At 63.0% G+C, this 17245-nt stretch carries 12 protein-coding genes; 7 read left to right on the plus strand and 5 right to left on the minus strand.

The annotated features are described in order from the left end of the window. Positions 1–179: 179 nt before the first annotated feature. From PW947_RS21805 to purN, 3 genes are all read right to left on the minus strand, one after another. The gene (locus PW947_RS21805; RefSeq protein WP_299634475.1) at positions 180–1535 is read right to left on the minus strand and encodes a mechanosensitive ion channel domain-containing protein; all 1356 of its coding nucleotides are present in this window, start codon (positions 1533–1535) and stop codon (positions 180–182) included. A 73-nt stretch (positions 1536–1608) separates the two neighbouring features. After that, positions 1609–3018, minus strand: a complete 1410-nt coding sequence (locus tag PW947_RS21810; protein ID WP_299634476.1) for an RsmB/NOP family class I SAM-dependent RNA methyltransferase — start codon at positions 3016–3018, stop codon at positions 1609–1611. Further along, positions 3015–3686, minus strand: coding sequence for a phosphoribosylglycinamide formyltransferase (gene purN, locus PW947_RS21815; RefSeq protein WP_299634477.1), 672 nt, complete (start codon positions 3684–3686; stop codon positions 3015–3017). The genes PW947_RS21810 and purN overlap by 4 nt, the downstream gene beginning before the upstream one ends. 117 nt (positions 3687–3803) lie before the next feature. Here purN and PW947_RS21820 point away from each other — a divergent pair, with 117 nt between their 5' ends. The 7 genes from PW947_RS21820 to PW947_RS21850 all read left to right on the plus strand — a co-directional run bounded on the left by PW947_RS21820 (position 3804) and on the right by PW947_RS21850 (position 14058). Next, positions 3804–4823 carry a bifunctional riboflavin kinase/FAD synthetase gene (locus PW947_RS21820; RefSeq protein WP_299634478.1) on the plus strand — a complete coding sequence of 340 codons (1020 nt, stop codon included), beginning with the start codon at positions 3804–3806 and terminating at the stop codon, positions 4821–4823. A gap of 169 nt (positions 4824–4992) precedes the next feature. After that, a complete protein-coding gene (ileS, locus tag PW947_RS21825) occupies positions 4993–7842 on the plus strand; it encodes an isoleucine--tRNA ligase (RefSeq protein WP_299634479.1) in 2850 nt (949 codons plus the stop codon). Then, the gene (lspA, locus tag PW947_RS21830; RefSeq protein WP_299634480.1) at positions 7842–8345 is read left to right on the plus strand and encodes a signal peptidase II; all 504 of its coding nucleotides are present in this window, start codon (positions 7842–7844) and stop codon (positions 8343–8345) included. Before ileS ends, lspA begins: the two co-directional genes overlap by 1 nt. Positions 8346–8433: 88 nt before the next feature. Further along, on the plus strand, positions 8434–9648 hold the full coding sequence (gene coaBC / locus PW947_RS21835) for a bifunctional phosphopantothenoylcysteine decarboxylase/phosphopantothenate--cysteine ligase CoaBC (protein ID WP_299634481.1): 1215 nt from the start codon (positions 8434–8436) through the stop codon (positions 9646–9648). A gap of 46 nt (positions 9649–9694) precedes the next feature. Beyond that, a complete protein-coding gene (locus PW947_RS21840) occupies positions 9695–10696 on the plus strand; it encodes an LLM class flavin-dependent oxidoreductase (protein ID WP_299634482.1) in 1002 nt (333 codons plus the stop codon). Between the two features lie 24 nt (positions 10697–10720). Next, a complete protein-coding gene (dut, locus tag PW947_RS21845; protein ID WP_299634483.1) occupies positions 10721–11167 on the plus strand; it encodes a dUTP diphosphatase in 447 nt (148 codons plus the stop codon). 383 nt (positions 11168–11550) lie between these two features. Continuing rightward, on the plus strand, positions 11551–14058 hold the full coding sequence (locus PW947_RS21850) for a hypothetical protein (RefSeq protein WP_299634484.1): 2508 nt from the start codon (positions 11551–11553) through the stop codon (positions 14056–14058). A 116-nt stretch (positions 14059–14174) separates the two neighbouring features. Here PW947_RS21850 and clpA read toward each other — a convergent pair whose 3' ends face one another. Both clpA and clpS read right to left on the minus strand, forming a co-directional pair. Beyond that, the gene (clpA, locus tag PW947_RS21855) at positions 14175–16472 is read right to left on the minus strand and encodes an ATP-dependent Clp protease ATP-binding subunit ClpA (protein WP_299634485.1); all 2298 of its coding nucleotides are present in this window, start codon (positions 16470–16472) and stop codon (positions 14175–14177) included. Next, the gene (clpS, locus tag PW947_RS21860) at positions 16469–16783 is read right to left on the minus strand and encodes an ATP-dependent Clp protease adapter ClpS (RefSeq protein ID WP_299634486.1); all 315 of its coding nucleotides are present in this window, start codon (positions 16781–16783) and stop codon (positions 16469–16471) included. The genes clpA and clpS overlap by 4 nt, the downstream gene beginning before the upstream one ends. Positions 16784–17245 lie beyond the last annotated feature (462 nt).

The raw sequence follows: 17245 nt of genomic DNA on the forward strand, positions 1-17245 counted from the left end.
CCGGAAAAGGGCCAATGTCAAGAAAGTGAAAGCGAACAGCGAGATTGGACGATATTCTACTTCAAGCGTTCCAAGTGTTTGTAACAATTGAAGATTTTTTGTTAAGGGACAAAGCTCGACCGTCGCTGGAGGGGCATCCGGACGACATTTTGCGGTCGTCCGGATGTTGCGAATGTGCGTCAGGCGCCGCTCGCAGGCAGATCCGATGGCGTTTCGGGATTTATTACCGCTTGCGACAGCATGTCGCCGGCCGGACCGACGATTCTCACTTCGCGTTGCGCAAACGGGATCGAAATACCGTGCTCGGAGAACAGCCGCCACACGTTTCGGTTCACATTCGATCGCACTCCCGACGTTCCGGTTGCCGCGTCCTCGATCCAGAAACCGAGTTCGAGATTGATACCGTCGCTGCCGAAGCTCACCAGATATGGGGTCGGTGACGGATCCTGCAAGACCCGCGGCACGTCGTCGGCGGCTTGCTTGAGCAGCGTCATCGCGTGCTCGACGTCGGACGTGTACGCAACCTGCACCGCCACCTTCGCATAACCGCGCGTCAGGTACGACGACTGGTTCTGCACGACATCGGTGATCAGCTTTTCGTTCGGCACCAGCGTTTCGATACCGTCCAGACCCCGCACCACCGTGTAACGGGTGCGGATCTGCGTGACCCGGCCTTGCAGACCGCTGACGTTGATCGTGTCGCCAATCCGCAACGAGCGGTCGATCAGGATGATGAAACCCGACACGTAGTTGCTCGCGATCTTCTGCAAGCCGAAACCGAGGCCGACGCCCAGCGCACCGCCGAACACGCCCAGCACCGTAATGTCGATCCCGACCAGCGACAGGCTGATCAGAATGGCCGCCATCATGAACAGCGCACGTCCGACGCGCGCCACCACGACCTTGAGGTTGGCATCGAGCGTCCGCGCGCGCATCAGGCGCTCTTCGAACGTCGAGCCGAGCCACATCGCGACGATCATCGTGATCGCGACCCACAACAGACCCGTGGTCAGCGACAGCAGGGTCATATGCGCGTTGGCGATCCGGAACTTGACGCTCGCCATCCAGCCGAGCACGTCGTCCTGAATGCCCATCACGGTCAGCACCATGGCGATCCAGACGACCACCGTGACGATCCGCTCGATCAGTAACAGCCACGCGTGGGTCTCGCCGTTGCCGCTGAACACGCGTCGCGCGAGGAAAAAGACGATGTAGATCAGCCCGATACCGAGCAACGGCACCAGCGCCAGATCGAGCAGCGATGTATGGATGAACTGTCCGGCGATCGACGCGGCCAGCCACATCAGCGCGCCGCCGAGCAGCGGGAAAAACGCGCGGTTCAGGCTTTCGGCGCCGAACGGCAAGCTTTGATGGCGAGCCTGACGGCGCGCGTCGAGGGTGCGCCGCAAGAGCCGCGACAGGTACCAGGCAAGCGCGAGCGTGCCGACCAGCACGCCGGCCTGCCACAGAAGGACAGGCTCACCGAAGTCGCGGACGACGTCGGCGAACATGTGAGAAAAGACGCGTGGTTGCATGGTGATGACCAAAAAGCGACGGGCCGGTCGCGCGCTGCTTCACACAACGCACGACCGGCCCGTCGCGTCCGCCTTAGGCCGCCGAGTCGTCGGCCGGGGCTGCGGGCGCGGCGTCGGATGCGGCCTCGGGCGAGGCTTCCGACGGCGTTTCCGTTTCCGCTGCCGTTTCCGCTACGGCTTCAGCCGTTTCGTCGGCTTTCGCTGCCGCCTTTGCCGGCTTCGCGTCGCCGCGACGCTCCAGAACGGCTGCGAAGAAACCGTCCGTCGCATGACGGTGCGGCCACATCGACAGGTAATCGCCCATTTCCAGCTCGATCCGCTGATCCGCGAGCACGTCGCGCACAGGCACCACGACGAATTCCGGATGCGCCGACAGGAACTTCTCCACAACCGCTTCGTTTTCCGCGTCGAGAATACTGCACGTCGCGTAGACCAGACGGCCGCCCTTCTTCACGAGACGCGCGGCGCTCGTGAGAATCGACAGCTGTTTGGGTGCCAGTTCGGCCACCGAATCCGGCGACTGGCGCCATTTCAGATCCGGATTACGACGCAGCGTGCCCAATCCGCTGCACGGCGCATCGACCAGCACGCGATCGATCTTGCCCGCGAGGCGCTTGATCTTGGCGTCGTGTTCGCTGTCGATCAGCACCGGATTCACGTTCGACAGGCCGCTGCGCGCGAGACGCGGCTTCAGCTTGGCGAGACGGCGATCCGAAATATCGAACGCATACAGACGGCCGGTCGAGCGCATCGCCGCGCCTAGTGCCAGCGTCTTGCCGCCCGCGCCCGCGCAGAAGTCGACGATCATCTCGCCGCGCTTGGGCGCGACCAGCGAGCACAGCAACTGGCTGCCTTCGTCCTGCACTTCGAGCCAGCCTTGCTGGAACGCGTCGAGCTTGGTGAGCGGCGGCTTGCCGACCACCCGCACGCCGAACGGCGCAAACGGCGTCGCGCCGGCTTCGATGCCGGCTTTCGACAGTGCCGTCAGCACGTCGTCGCGGCTCGCCTTGATCGGGTTCGCGCGCAGATCGAGCGGCGCCGGATAGTTCAGCGCCGCGGCCAGTTGCGCCAGTTCGTCGGCTTCGAAACGCGTGGACAGCGCCTGATAAATCCAGTCGGGCAGATTCATCCGGATGCGCAGCGGCAGGCTTTCCGGGTCGATCTTCGACACGTGTTCCAGCCAGTGCGATTCCTGGTCCGACACGAACGGCTTCAGCGCGTTACGGCCGGCCGTTTGCATCAGACCGAGCAAGGCCATCCGGCGTGCCGGGCTGCCCGTGCCGCTTTCGGCCAGATGCGCGAATTCCATCCGGCGACGCAGCACGGCAAACACCGCTTCCGCGATCACGCCGCGCTCGCCGTGCCCGAGTTTCGGGTGCGCGCGGAAAAAGCGGCTGGTGGCAGCATCGGCCGGGCCGGCCAGTTTCAAAACCTCGGCCAGCAAGGTTTCGGTTTGTCCAATCAAAAATCCATGCAGTCTCATACGCCCTCCCCGGCGACGTTATTGCTTTTGTTACATGTGTCGTCAAAGAGCCATTGGGGCTCCGGCGGCGTAAGCGCGACGCGCAGGCCGTCGAGGGCGAGACGCCCTTCGACGAACCAGCGTACCGCGCGCGGATAAATCTGGTGTTCGGTGGCGAGCACGCGCGCGGACAGGGCCGCGGCGTCATCGCCGGTCACAACGGGTACGACGGATTGCAGCACGATCGGACCGTGATCGAGCTGCGACGTGACAAAATGGACCGACGCGCCGTGCACGCGCACGCCGGCGTCGAGCGCCTGCTGATGCGTCTTCAGGCCCGGAAAGCTGGGCAACAGCGACGGATGCACGTTCATCATGCGCCCCGCGTAACGGTCGACAAAACCGGCCGTCAGCACGCGCATGAAGCCCGCGAGCACGACCAGATCGGGCGCGAACGCGTCGATTTCGCCGGCCAGCGCGGCGTCGAAGCTTTCGCGGTCAGGATACTGGCGGTGATCGATCACCGCCGTGGGAATGCCTTGCGACGCCGCGAACACAAGGCCCGCGGCGTCCGGACGGTTGGCAATCACGGCGGCGACCCGCGCCGGCCAGCGCTCGCGCAAACACGCTTGAACGATGGCCTCCATGTTGCTGCCCCGCCCTGAAATCAGGATGACGAGTTTTTTCATTCGCGGATTTTATCATTCGGGGACCGTCGATCCGCCGCGCGCCGCCGAGTCCGGCTCCGAGCGTTTATAATCGTTTGTTTTGCGGCGTGCCTGCCGCCCTACCGACCACCCGCTATCGTGAGAGTCTTCCGCGGTCTTCCCAATGCCGAAAGCCGGTCGCCCTGCGCGCTGACCATCGGCAATTTCGACGGTGTCCATCGCGGCCATCAGGCGCTGCTCGCCCATGTCCGGGCCGCCGCCGATGCACGCGGTCTGCCCGTCTGCGTGATGACCTTCGAGCCGCACCCGCGCGAGTATTTCAATCCCGCCGGCGCGCCGCCGCGCATCGCGATGCTGCGCGACAAACTCGAAGCACTGCGCACCAACGGCGTCGACCGGGTGGTCGTCGAACACTTCAACCACACGTTCGCCAGCCAGTCGCCGGAATCGTTCGTCGAGCGGATCATCGTCAACGGATTGCACGCGCGCTGGGTGATGATCGGCGACGACTTCCGTTACGGCGCGAAACGCGCCGGCGACTTCGCATCGCTCAAGGCAGCGGGTCAGCATCACGGCTTCGAAGTCGAACAGATGGCCACGGTCGCTGATCCGTCGGGTGCACGCATTTCCAGCTCCGGCGTGCGCGCCGCGCTGATGGCGGGCGACCTCGACGCCGCGCGTGGCGCGCTCGGCCGCGATTACCTGATCAGCGGCCATGTCGTGCACGGCATGAAACTCGGCCGCGATCTCGGCTTCCCCACGTTGAACCTGCCTATCGCGCACAAGCGTCCAGCGCTCGCAGGCATCTTCGTCGTGCGGGTTCACGGCCTGGGCGATCAACCGCTGCCGGGCGTCGCAAGTCTCGGCTTGCGCCCCACGGTGGACGATTCCGGCCGCGTGCTGCTCGAAGTGCATCTGCTCGACTGGCACGGCGACGCGTATGGCAAACTCGTGCGCGTCGAATTCCTGAAAAAGTTGCGAGACGAGGAAAAGTACATCGACCTCGAAACGCTGACTGCTGCAATCGCACGCGACGTCGTCAATGCGCGCGAGTGGTTCGCGGCGATGGGCGTGAATGGTATGGGCCACACCGGCGACACTCCGCCGGGCAGCGGTTCCACCGGTTTCGCCACCTCGGCCACCGACCGAATTAGATAGCCGCCGCGGTACGCTCCGGCGCGTCGCGCCTGCGTACCCTCGACACGCGTCACGCCGGGTTCGTCCGTGCATTCCACGGTTGTCCCGGCACGGCGCGCCCCGCGCCGCTGCGCGAGCATCGCGCCGCTACCGCTCACACTGAGTTCATCGAATCCACCGCGACCTGATCATGAGCAACAAGAAAGCCGACTCGAAACCCCAATCCCGATATCCGGTCAATCTGCTCGACACGCCGTTCCCGATGCGTGGCGACCTGCCCAAGCGCGAGCCGCAATGGGTCAAGGAATGGCAGGAGCGCAAGGTCTACGAGACGATCCGCGCCGCCTCCAAAGGCCGCAAGAAGTTCATTCTGCACGATGGCCCGCCGTATGCGAACGGCGACATCCACCTCGGCCACGCGGTGAACAAGATCCTGAAGGACATGATCGTCAAGGCACGCAATCTGGCGGGCTTCGATGCGGTCTACGTGCCGGGCTGGGATTGCCACGGCATGCCGATCGAAATCCAGATCGAAAAGCAGTTCGGCAAGTCGCTGCCGGCCATCGAAGTGATGGAAAAGGCGCGCGCCTACGCAACCGAGCAGATCGAAAAGCAGAAGCTCGGCTTCCGCCGTCTGGGCGTGCTCGGCGACTGGGACAACCCGTACAAGACGATGAATTTCGCGAACGAAGCCGGTGAAATCCGCGCGCTCGCGAAGATCATGGAAAAGGGCTACGTGTTCCGCGGCCTGAAACCGGTCAACTGGTGTTTCGACTGCGGCTCGGCGCTGGCTGAAGCGGAAGTCGAGTACAAGGACAAGACCGATCCGACCATCGACGTGCTGTTCACGTTCGCCGAACCGGCCAAAACCGCGCAGGCGTTCGGCCTCGACGCGCTGCCGCAACGTGACGGCGGCGTCGAAGGCGGCGTCGTAATCTGGACCACCACGCCGTGGACGATCCCCGCCAACCAGGCGCTGAACGTGCACCCGGAAATCGTCTACGCGCTGGTCGATACGCCGCGCGGACTGCTGATTCTCGCCGAAGAACGCGTCGAAGCGTGCCTGAAGCAATACGGCCTCGAAGGCAGCGTGATCGCCACGACCGTCGGCGCGAATCTGTCGGAAATCCGCTTCAATCACCCGCTGTCGGGCGCGCATCCGTCGTACAAGCGCACCGCGCCGGTGTATCTCGGCGACTACGTAACCACGGAAACCGGTACCGGCATCGTCCACTCGTCGCCCGCTTATGGCGTCGAAGACTTCGTCTCGTGCAAGGCGCACGGCATGTCCGATTCGGACATCGTCAGCCCGGTGATGGGCGACGGCCGTTATATCGAATCGCTCGCGCTGTTCGGCGGCCTGTCGATCTGGGCCGCGAATCCGAAGATCGTCGAAGCGCTCGACGAAGCCGGCACGCTGCTCTACACCGAAAAGTACCTGCACAGCTACATGCACTGCTGGCGTCACAAAACGCCGATCATCTATCGCGCGACGTCGCAATGGTTCGCGGGCATGGACCTGAAGCCGAACGACAGCGAACGGACGCTGCGCGAAACCGCGCTCGAAGGGATCGAAAACACGGCGTTCTATCCGTCGTGGGGCAAGCAGCGCCTGTTCAGCATGATCGCGAACCGCCCTGACTGGACGCTGTCGCGTCAACGTCAGTGGGGCGTGCCGATGGCGTTCTTCGTGCACAAGGAAACCGGCGCGCTGCATCCGCGCACGCCGGAACTGCTCGAAGAAGTCGCACAACGGGTCGAGAAGGCCGGTATCGAGGCGTGGCAAACGCTCGATCCGCGCGAACTGCTCGGCGATGAAGCGAACATGTACGAGAAAAACCGCGACACGCTCGACGTCTGGTTCGACTCGGGCACGACGCACTGGCACGTGCTGCGCGGCTCGCACAAGGACGAACTGCAATTCCCGGCCGACCTCTATCTGGAAGGCTCGGACCAGCATCGCGGCTGGTTCCATTCGTCGCTGCTGACCGCGTCGATGCTCGACGGCCGTCCGCCGTACAACGCGCTGCTGACGCACGGCTTCACGGTCGACGGCGAAGGCCGCAAGATGAGCAAGTCGCTCGGCAACGGTATCGATCCGCATGAAGTGGCGAACCGTCTCGGCGCGGAAATCATCCGTATGTGGATCGCGTCGACCGACTACTCCGGCGAACTCGCGATCTCCGAAGAAATCCTGAAGCGCGTGACGGAAGGCTATCGCCGGATCCGCAACACGCTGCGCTTCCTGCTCGCGAACCTGTCCGATTTCGACTTCGACACGAACGCGCGTCCGGTCGAAGACTGGCTGGAGATCGACCGTTACGCGGTTGCGCTGTCGGCCAATCTGCAAAACGACATCCTGTCGCACTACGACAAGTACGAGTTCCATCCGGTGGTCGCGAAGGTGCAGACGTTCTGCTCCGAAGACCTCGGCGGCTTCTATCTCGACGTGCTGAAAGACCGTCTGTACACGACAGCGCCGGATTCGGTCGCGCGCCGTTCCGCACAGACCGCGCTGTATCACATCGCACACGGTCTGCTGCGCGTGATGGCGCCGTTCCTGTCGTTCACCGCCGAAGAAGCGTGGAAGATCTTCAGCCCGAACAGCGAGACCATCTTCACCGAGACCTATCACGCGTATCCGGCCGTGCCGAATGCGGGCGATCTGCTCGACAAATGGACCCTGCTGCGTTCCGCTCGCAGCGACGTGACCAAGGCGCTGGAAGAAGCGCGCGGCGCGAACCTGATCGGTTCGTCGTTGCAGGCCGAAGTGGAAATCCGTGCGAGCGGCGCGCGCTACGATGCGCTCGTCAGCCTCGGCGACGACCTGAAGTTCGTGCTGATCACGTCGGCGGCAACGGTCGTCAAGGTGGCATCGGAAGCGGAAGAAGGCGTCGAGGTGATCACGTCGAAGTATCTGAAGTGCGAGCGCTGCTGGCACTACCGCGAAGACGTCGGCGCACACGCCGACCATCCGGGCCTGTGCGGCCGATGCTTCAGCAATCTGTTCGGAAACGGTGAAACGAGGAGCGCGGCATAATGGCTCGAACCCTGTCGAAGTCGTCGAGTAGCGGTTCGCTGGCGCCGTGGCTGGGCGTCGCGCTGATCGTCATCCTGTTCGACCAGTTGAGCAAGATCGCGGTCGCGAAGATTCTGGCCTACGGCCAGGGCGTCGTGCTCGCGCCGTTCTTCAACCTGGTGCTGGTCTACAACCGCGGCGCGGCCTTCAGCTTCCTCGCGATGGCGGGCGGCTGGCAGCGTTGGGCATTCACCGCGCTCGGCATCGTCGCGGCGCTGGTGATCTGCTATCTGCTCAAGCGCCACGGCGCGCAAAAGATGTTCTGCACCGCGCTCGCGCTGATTCTGGGCGGCGCGCTCGGCAATGTTATCGACCGTCTCGCGTACGGCCATGTGATCGACTTTCTCGATTTCCATGTTCGCACGTGGCATTGGCCCGCATTCAATATCGCCGACAGCGCGATCACGATCGGCGCGGTGCTGCTCGTGATCGACGAGTTGCGGCGCGTGCGCGGCTCGCGCTAGACGTCGCGGCGCATCGCGCGCCCAAAACAGCGTCAGGAAATTCAGGCCGGTGCGTTCGCCCGGCCTGTCATGCATTCGGAGGCTTGCGTTGGCAACCGCAGAACTCGCTGGAAAACATCTGGTCCTCGGTCTGACGGGCGGCGTCGCCTGTTACAAGATCGCCGAACTCACCCGTTTGCTCATCAAGGCCGGTGCGACCGTGCAGGTCGTGATGACCGACGCCGCGACGCAGTTCATCACGCCGGTGACGATGCAGGCGCTGTCGGGACGTCCCGTCTACACCAGCCAGTGGGACGCACGCGTGCCGAACAACATGGCGCACATCGATCTGTCGCGCGAAGCCGACGCGATCGTCATCGCGCCCGCGTCCACGGATTTCATCGCAAAACTGTCGCACGGCATGGCCGACGATCTGCTATCCACGCTGTGCGTGGCGCGTGATTGTCCGCTGCTGGTGGTGCCGGCGATGAACCGTCAGATGTGGCAGAACCCGGCCACCCAGCGCAATGTCGCACAGGTGCGCGCGGACGGCATCGACGTGCTCGGGCCGGATTCGGGGCCGCAGGCGTGCGGCGAAACCGGCGACGGCCGGATGCTCGAACCCGAAGCGATCTACGAAGCGATCGCGTCGTTCTTCACACCGAAAATTCTCTCCGGACGCCGCGTGCTGCTGACTGCCGGCCCGACCTTCGAGCCGCTCGATCCGGTTCGCGGCATCACCAACCGCTCCAGCGGCAAGATGGGTTTTGCGCTCGCGCGCGCGGCCCAGCAGGCCGGTGCCGACGTGTTGCTGATCGCCGGTCCGGTGGCGCTGGATACGCCGTGGGGCGTGTACCGCGAAGACGTGCAGACGGCCCAGCAGATGCACGATGCGGTCATGCGGGCCGCAGCGGACTACGACATCTTTATCGGCGTCGCGGCGGTGGCCGACTGGCGCGTCGATCACGTCGCCGAACACAAGATCAAGAAGACCGCGGATCGCGCGTTGCCGTCGTTTAACTTCGTCGAAAACCCCGACATTCTGGCGTCGGTTGCGAAGATGCCGTTCCCGCCGTATTGCGTGGGTTTCGCGGCGGAAAGCGGCGATCTCGACGTGCACGGCGAAGAAAAACGCGTACGCAAGAACGTGCCGCTGCTGATCGGCAATCTCGGTCCGCTGACCTTCGGCCAGGACGACAACGAAGTCGTGCTGTTCGAGGCGAGCGGCGCGACGAAATTGCCGCGCGCGGACAAGCAGGCGCTCGCACGCACGCTGATCGCGGAAATCGCGAAACGCGTGCCGAACACGAGCCTGATCAAGTAAGCGCGTTGGGTCATCCCACTGCGCGTCGATTTCGCTGGAGCTTCAGATGACGCTACTTTCCGTGCTCGATCAAACGCCGGTGATCGCCGGGCACTCGGTGGCGGACGCCATCGCGGCCACCGTCGAACTCGCCCAGCTCGCCGACGACCTCGGCTACACGCGCTACTGGTGCGCAGAGCATCACGGCTTGCGCGGCGTGTCGAACCCGTGTCCGGAAGTGATGCTCGCGCGCCTTGGCAGCGTGACGCAGCGCATCCGGCTCGGCTCGGGCGGCGTGATGCTGCCGTATTACAGCCCGTTTAAGGTCGCCGAGCAATTCATGATGCTCGAAGCGCTGTTTCCCGGACGCATCGATCTGGGCGTCGGGCGCGCGCCTGGCGGCGACATGAAAACCGCGCAGGCGGTCGCAGCCGGCGACTACAACCGTGGTGACATCTTCGCGCAGCAGGTCGCGGATCTGGTCGGGCTGTTCAACGGCACCCTGCCGGAAGACCACGTCGCGCATGGCGTGCTGCTGCAACCGCAAGTCGAAACCCGACCCGATCTCTGGATGCTCGGGTCCAGCGAATTCGGCGGCTTGCTGGCGGCGCAACTCGGCATTCGCTTCGCGTTCGCGCACTTCATCAACGCGCACTTCGGCCATCAGGTCGCGCATGCGTATCGCGAGCGGTTCAAGAGCGTGAACGGCACGCAACCGTATCTGGCGGCCGCCGTGTTCGTGATCTGCGCGGACACGGAAGACGAAGCGCTCGCGCTGGAGAAAGCGGTCGATTTACGACGTGTGCAAATGGCTTACGGCCTGAACGCGGAGATTCCGTCCGTCGAGCAAGGGGTTGCGCAAGAGTACGGCGAGCGCGAGCAACTGGTGATTGCGCGCGAGAAGCCACGCAGCGTGATCGGCACGCCGGAGTCCGTCACCGCGCGCCTGCACGCGCTACAAGAACAATTCCAGGCCGACGAACTGATCGTGCTGACCGTTGCGGGCAGCTATCGGGCGCGGCTGCGGTCTTATCAATTGCTGGCCGAAGCGTTCGATCTCGGCAAGTAACTTTCTCCTTTTTATCCTGACTGCATGAAACTCGACCTGAAGATTCTCGATGCGCGGATGCGCGATCAACTCCCGGCGTATGCCACCACCGGCAGCGCGGGCCTCGACCTGCGCGCCTGCCTCGATGCCCCGATGACGATCGAACCCGGCCAGACCGTTCTGGTGCCGACCGGTCTCGCGATCCATCTCGCCGATCCGGGCTACGCAGCGGTGATCCTGCCGCGCTCGGGTCTGGGTCATAAGCACGGCATCGTGCTGGGCAACCTGGTCGGTTTGATCGATTCGGACTACCAGGGCGAACTGAAAATCTCGACATGGAATCGCGGCGACACCGCGTTCGTGTTGAATCCGATGGAACGCCTCGCGCAACTGGTCATCGTGCCGGTCGTGCAAGCCGAGTTCAATATCGTTGATGAATTCGATCAAAGCGAACGCGGCGCAGGCGGATTCGGCAGCACTGGCAAGCACTGACGCAACGCTCGTTGCGTCATTCATGGGTGTGTAGCGACGGCGCTGCACACACCCGCACAATCGCCCCTCAACCGCGACGCTTTGTCACAGAGGGCGCCGCATCCCCCTCTCCTCTGAAGATTACACTTCCGTAAGCCCGTGCTACCGCGCGATGTAAGTGCGAGGCGGCCGGCTACGCATCGCCGCGCGTGCGATGCGTGCAGTGCTTGCGCCGTCCGGTAAGCGGAGGAGACCGGTCGGATATCAGTCCATTTTTTACGTTGATTATTTCGTATCCCAAATCAATAACCGACGTCACGGATCTGGCAACCAGATCCCGTGGTCATCCGTGTTGTCCGCGCTGGACCTCACGATCGACCTCGTCAGTTGCCTGGAGGGTAACAATGAACATCACGTACACCGCCGTCGTGTCGCCTGGCGCCAATCAGTGGTATGGCTCCATGGTCCTGTCCAATATCTGCTATGAAGACGGCAGCCCGGTTCAGCTCAACCAGTTTCTCGCGCTCGACTTCCAGTCGCCGGCAAGCGTTACAAGCAAAGACATCTATCCGACGCTCACAGTGTGGTCCGCCACCACCGTCGATGCGCAATCCGCGCAGATCGATGCGACGACCTATTCGGTTGCCGCCCGGCTCAACTTCGACGCACCGCACGCAATCAACGCGCACGATCAGATCACGATCGGTGTGAACGGCGATCTGACCCAAGACGCCGACCGGTACCTGAAATCGTTCGTGATCGCCGCAGACCGCACGCCGGAGGTGACCGGCACCGTGTCCGTCGACTGCGCGGCGTGCCCCGATCCCGCGCTGGCCGCGTCTCCGCCAACCCTGACGTTTGCGTACGGTGCGCTGACGTCCACGGTCCAACTCGCGTACGGACAAACCACCCAGGTGACGCTGCCGCAAGGCACGTATGCGATCCGTGGTGACAACGTAGAAACCGCGGACCAGACGGTGTCGGCACCGCTCGTGATCGGCCCGCAGAACGTGACGGTGACAACCGGCCAGGCGACTCGCGTGTCGGTCGGTTTTGGGCCGATGCAACGCTATGCCGCGCTCGACGTCGAGATCGGCACGCTGACCGGGCTCGCCACGGAAACGCTGCACGTGACCTTGACCGACACCGTCACCGGACAGACGCTGGCGTCGTTCGTCAGCGGCGTCGCAACCACGACCGCGCTCAGGCGCCTGCCGGCCACCGGCCTCGCGGTGCTCTCGATCGACGATATCGCGCTCAACGACCTGTCCTACCGTTTCGCGGCCACCACGGTGACGCTCGCGAACCGCTTGCAGACGCTCGCCATCGACAACACCGACGTGCGCACCGTCACGGTCGACACCAGCGGTTTCGTCAACGTGCCGGTCAATGTCGTCGCCGATCTCACGAGAAGCCGGCAAACCACGCTGCGCCTCACCGGCGACACGATGAACTACACGCAGATCATCGACATCAAGTCGCAGAACACTGCGTTCGCCGCACCGGTCAAACCCGGCGATTACGCGGTCACCGCGACTAGCTTCATCTCGGACGGCTTGGTGATTGCGGTGTCGGTGCCCGCCACGTTGAACGTGAAGGCCGACGGCAGCACCAGCCTGAACGTGAGCGTGGAAGCGTCGGCGAACCTGAACGTGCCGGGTTTTCCGGCCTATCTCAGCTTCGGTGGATGCGCGGACCTGACGCCGGGCAATGCGGCGGACTTCGTCAGCGCGCGGGCTTCGTCGGTCTTCAAATACGCGGGTAACGACGGCGCCGGCGACGCGAACGTCTATCTCAGCGACGATCCCGCCACCACCACGACGATCAATCTCGCGCGCAGCATCGAATCCCAACTGGGCAATGTCCAGCCCGTGTTGCCGGTGCTGATCTCGTACACGTGCAATCTGTCGCTCGGCAACACGCCCGGCCAACTCGCCAATGCGGATCAGCACGCGCACAGCTTTGCGAACTACATCCTGTCGTTGAATCTGGCCAATCAAGCGATCGACGCCAGCCATCCGGTTCCGGCCGGCTACGTGATCAATCCGGATTTCCTCGGCGCGTGTCAGCAGGCCAATCTCGGGCCCGACTACTCGATGCCGGTGCGCGCGCCGCTGCAGACCGCGCTCGATCACTGGTCGGTGAAGGCCGCGATTCCGGCCGGTATCACGGACACGATTCGCGGCTACGTCGCAGCCGTCAACTGGCTGACGCGGACCATCGCGCCCAACGTGGTGTTCGGGTGGCAGGTCAATCTCTGGGGTGTGGGACGGTCCGAATGGATCTACGAGGACGCCGATCCCGCAACGTTCGCGCAGCAAACCGCGACGTATCTGCAAAGCCTCGGTGGGTACGATGGCGACGCGCCGCCGGATTTCCTCGCGATCGACCGCTACGAAGCGGACGATTTCACCCAGCGCGCGTACGTGAACGGTTACTGCTACGGGCCGCGCGAGTGGCAACGCTTCTTCGATTTTTGCGAGACGATGAGTCGCGCGTTGAAATTGCCGGTGATGCCGTGGCAGATTCCGGCCAGCCGCACGCCGGTCACGACCGACGCCGTGAACATGGATTTCGACAGCCAGCATTGGGGAACCGGCGGCAGCTATCTGCTCGGCGACGCTGCGGTCGGGTCGGACTATCGCCACGTGCATCCGAACATCCTCGCGTTGAGCTTCCCTCCCGCGTTCCAGGCGGATATGGGCAACACCGCTGAGGACATGTTCAAACGTTCGGAGCCGTTCGACATCACCGACCCCGCGTACGGCGACTTTCCGTTGCGCGGCATTTTCGCCGTCCTGCTCGGCGGCGGGGCGACGACCGGCATCATCTCGACCGTGGGCAACGCGGAACCGTGGGTACGTAATCGCCTGAACGCGTACATGGACGCACCCGTCCGCTTCGACGCATAAAAAGCGCTGAGCGAAAAAAAACGGCACGGGCTCAAGGCCCGTGCCGTTTTTCTCTGGCGAACGCGCAACACCTTCGCATTGCGCGTTCGCCGTGCCGGTTGCCCGGCAGGTGCGACTTATTCCACTTCGACCGTTTCCGTCGTCGAATTGCGCGGCGCCGGCGTTTCGTCGAAGGTCAACTGGACCTTGTCGTCCGCATCGACGTCAACCGTCACACGTCCGCCCGACATCAGCTTGCCGAACAGCAGTTCGTCGGCCAGCGCACGACGGATCGTGTCCTGGATCAGACGCTGCATCGGACGCGCGCCCATCAGCGGGTCGAAACCGTGCTTGGCGAGATGCTTGCGCAACGCGTCGGTGAACAGCGCGTCGACCTTCTTCTCATGCAACTGATCTTCCAGTTGCATCAGGAACTTGTCGACCACACGCATGATGATTTCTTCATCCAGCGAGCGGAAGCTGATCGTCGCGTCCAGACGGTTACGGAACTCCGGCGTGAACATGCGCTTGATGTCGGCCATTTCGTCGCCCGACTCTCGGCGCGTCGTAAAGCCGATCACCGACTTGCCCATCGCCTCGGCGCCCGCGTTCGTCGTCATGATGATGATGACGTTACGGAAATCCGCCTTGCGGCCGTTGTTGTCCGTCAGCGTGCCGTGGTCCATCACCTGCAGCAGCACGTTGTAGATGTCCGGATGCGCCTTTTCGATTTCGTCGAGCAACAGCACGCAATGCGGCTTCTTTGTGACGGCTTCGGTCAACAAACCGCCTTGATCGAAACCGACGTAGCCCGGCGGCGCGCCGATCAGACGACTGACCGCGTGACGCTCCATGTACTCCGACATATCGAAACGGATCAGCTCGATACCGAGCGTGAACGCGAGTTGACGCGCCACTTCGGTCTTGCCGACGCCGGTCGGGCCGGAGAACAGGAACGCGCCGATCGGCTTGTCCGTCTTGCCGAGGCCCGCACGCGCCATCTTGATCGCCGCCGACAGCGCGTCGATGGCCGGATCTTGTCCGAACACCACGCTCTTCAGATCGCGATCCAGCGTCTGCAGCTTGCTGCGGTCGTCTTGCGACACGCTTTGCGCCGGCACGCGCGCGATCTTCGAGATGATCTCTTCGATCTCGTTCTTGCCGATGGTCTTCTTCTGCTTCGACTTCGGCAGGATGCGTTGTGCCGCGCCCGCTTCGTCGATCACGTCGATTGCCTTGTCGGGCAAATGACGATCGGTGATGAAGCGTGCCGACAGTTCAGCCGCCGCCGACAGCGCACCCGACGAATACTTCACGCCGTGGTGTTCTTCGAAACGCGACTTCAGACCGCGCAGGATCGCGACTGTCTGTTCGACAGTCGGTTCCGTCACGTCGACCTTCTGGAAACGACGCGACAGCGCCGCGTCTTTTTCGAAGATGCCGCGATACTCGGTGAACGTGGTCGCGCCGATGCACTTCAGCGTGCCCGACGACAACGCCGGCTTCAGCAGGTTCGACGCATCCAGCGTACCGCCCGACGCAGCACCTGCGCCGATCAGCGTATGAATTTCGTCGATGAACAGAATGGCGTGCGGACGTTCCTTCAGTTCTTTCAGGACCGTCTTCAGGCGCTGTTCGAAGTCACCGCGATACTTGGTGCCCGCGAGCAACGCGCCCATATCGAGCGAGTACACCTGCGCGTCGGCCAGAATGTCCGGCACTTCGCCGCGCGTGATACGCCACGCGAGACCTTCCGCGATGGCGGTCTTGCCCACGCCTGCTTCGCCGACGAGTAGCGGATTGTTCTTGCGGCGACGGCACAGCACCTGCACCACGCGCTCGACTTCCGACTCGCGCCCGATCAACGGGTCGATACGGCCGTCTTTCGCCATCTGGTTCAGATTGGCCGTGAACTGCGCGAGCGGCGTTTCCTTTTGCGCAGCGGCTTCGTCCGACTCAGCGCTCGCATCGCTCGCCTTCGCGGCGTCGGTGCTGCTGGTCTTCGCAATGCCGTGCGAAATGAAGTTCACCACGTCCAGACGCGTCACGCCCTGTTGTTGCAGGTAGTACACCGCGTGCGAATCTTTCTCGCCGAAGATCGCGACCAGCACGTTCGCGCCGGTCACTTCCTTCTTGCCATTCGAGGTGGACTGCACATGCATGATCGCGCGCTGGATCACACGCTGGAAACCCAGCGTGGGTTGCGTGTCCACGTCATCCGTGCCGGGCACGGTTGGCGTGTTGTCATGAATGAAGTTGCGCAGGTTCTGGCGCAGATCCTCGATGTTGGCCGCGCATGCGCGCAACACCTCTGCTGCCGTCGGATTGTCCAACAGGGCCAGTAAAAGATGTTCGACCGTAATGAACTCGTGCCGCGCCTGGCGCGCTTCCATGAACGCCATGTGCAGACTGACTTCCAGTTCCTGGGCAATCATGCTTCCTCCATCACACACTGCAGCGGATGCCCGGCCTGCCGTGCGTGGGTAACGACTTGCTCGACTTTGGTCGACGCGATGTCCCGCGTGTAGACCCCACAAACTCCCCTGCCTTCGCGATGCACCTTCAACATGATCTGCGTTGCGGTTTCACGATCTTTATTGAAATATTCCTGCACGACCATCACGACAAATTCCATTGGCGTGAAGTCGTCATTCAACAGCACCACCTTATACATGGCAGGCGGCTTCAGCTTTTTTTCCTGCCGCTCCAGTACGGTGCCATCCTGCTTGTCCGGGTTAATCGCCATACATCCATTCTAAACAACTCGGACAGGGCCGCAATCCTGTCAAAACCCGACCGGCCTGCCGACGATCCCACTACGTGGAATACGTCCGCCTTGCCTGCCACGCTGGCGCGTCGCGCCGAGCCGATTGCGGGAGCCGGCCCTCCTTCCGATGTGTCGCTGCGGTCATGTTGCACCGCTTTCGGATCGAGTATCGCACAACCTGCCTGACCCGGCTGACGGCGGACCGGACGATCCATCCACAGAACTGCATGTGAGTCGATTATGCGACTTTTCAAGACGCGCCGCTTGCGCCACCGCACATAAGAAAAGCGGGAAAAACCCTGGATTTACAGGCTTTGCAGCAATCCCACAGAGCGTCTCAAAATTTTCTTGACACTCGAATTAAGAGCCTCAACAATCAAGCTGGCACTTTTTTCAGCAAGCCGAAAAACCGAAAATTTGCCGATGGTGAGCTTGGAGGAG

This window comes from Paraburkholderia sp., from assembly GCF_028283785.1.
Lineage (GTDB): Bacteria > Pseudomonadota > Gammaproteobacteria > Burkholderiales > Burkholderiaceae > Paraburkholderia.

Bases quoted from the DNA above. Each gene is read 5' to 3' on its own strand.
- PW947_RS21805 (WP_299634475.1), bottom strand. From the start codon at position 1,535: ATGCAACCACGCGTCTTTTCTCACATGTTCGCCGACGTCGTCCGCGAC.
- purN (WP_299634477.1), bottom strand. From the start codon at position 3,686: ATGAAAAAACTCGTCATCCTGATTTCAGGGCGGGGCAGCAACATGGAG.
- PW947_RS21810 (WP_299634476.1), bottom strand. From the start codon at position 3,018: ATGAGACTGCATGGATTTTTGATTGGACAAACCGAAACCTTGCTGGCC.
- lspA (WP_299634480.1), top strand. From the start codon at position 7,842: ATGGCTCGAACCCTGTCGAAGTCGTCGAGTAGCGGTTCGCTGGCGCCG.
- clpA (WP_299634485.1), bottom strand. From the start codon at position 16,472: ATGATTGCCCAGGAACTGGAAGTCAGTCTGCACATGGCGTTCATGGAA.
- PW947_RS21850 (WP_299634484.1), top strand. From the start codon at position 11,551: ATGAACATCACGTACACCGCCGTCGTGTCGCCTGGCGCCAATCAGTGG.
- dut (WP_299634483.1), top strand. From the start codon at position 10,721: ATGAAACTCGACCTGAAGATTCTCGATGCGCGGATGCGCGATCAACTC.
- clpS (WP_299634486.1), bottom strand. From the start codon at position 16,783: ATGGCGATTAACCCGGACAAGCAGGATGGCACCGTACTGGAGCGGCAG.
- ileS (WP_299634479.1), top strand. From the start codon at position 4,993: ATGAGCAACAAGAAAGCCGACTCGAAACCCCAATCCCGATATCCGGTC.
- PW947_RS21840 (WP_299634482.1), top strand. From the start codon at position 9,695: ATGACGCTACTTTCCGTGCTCGATCAAACGCCGGTGATCGCCGGGCAC.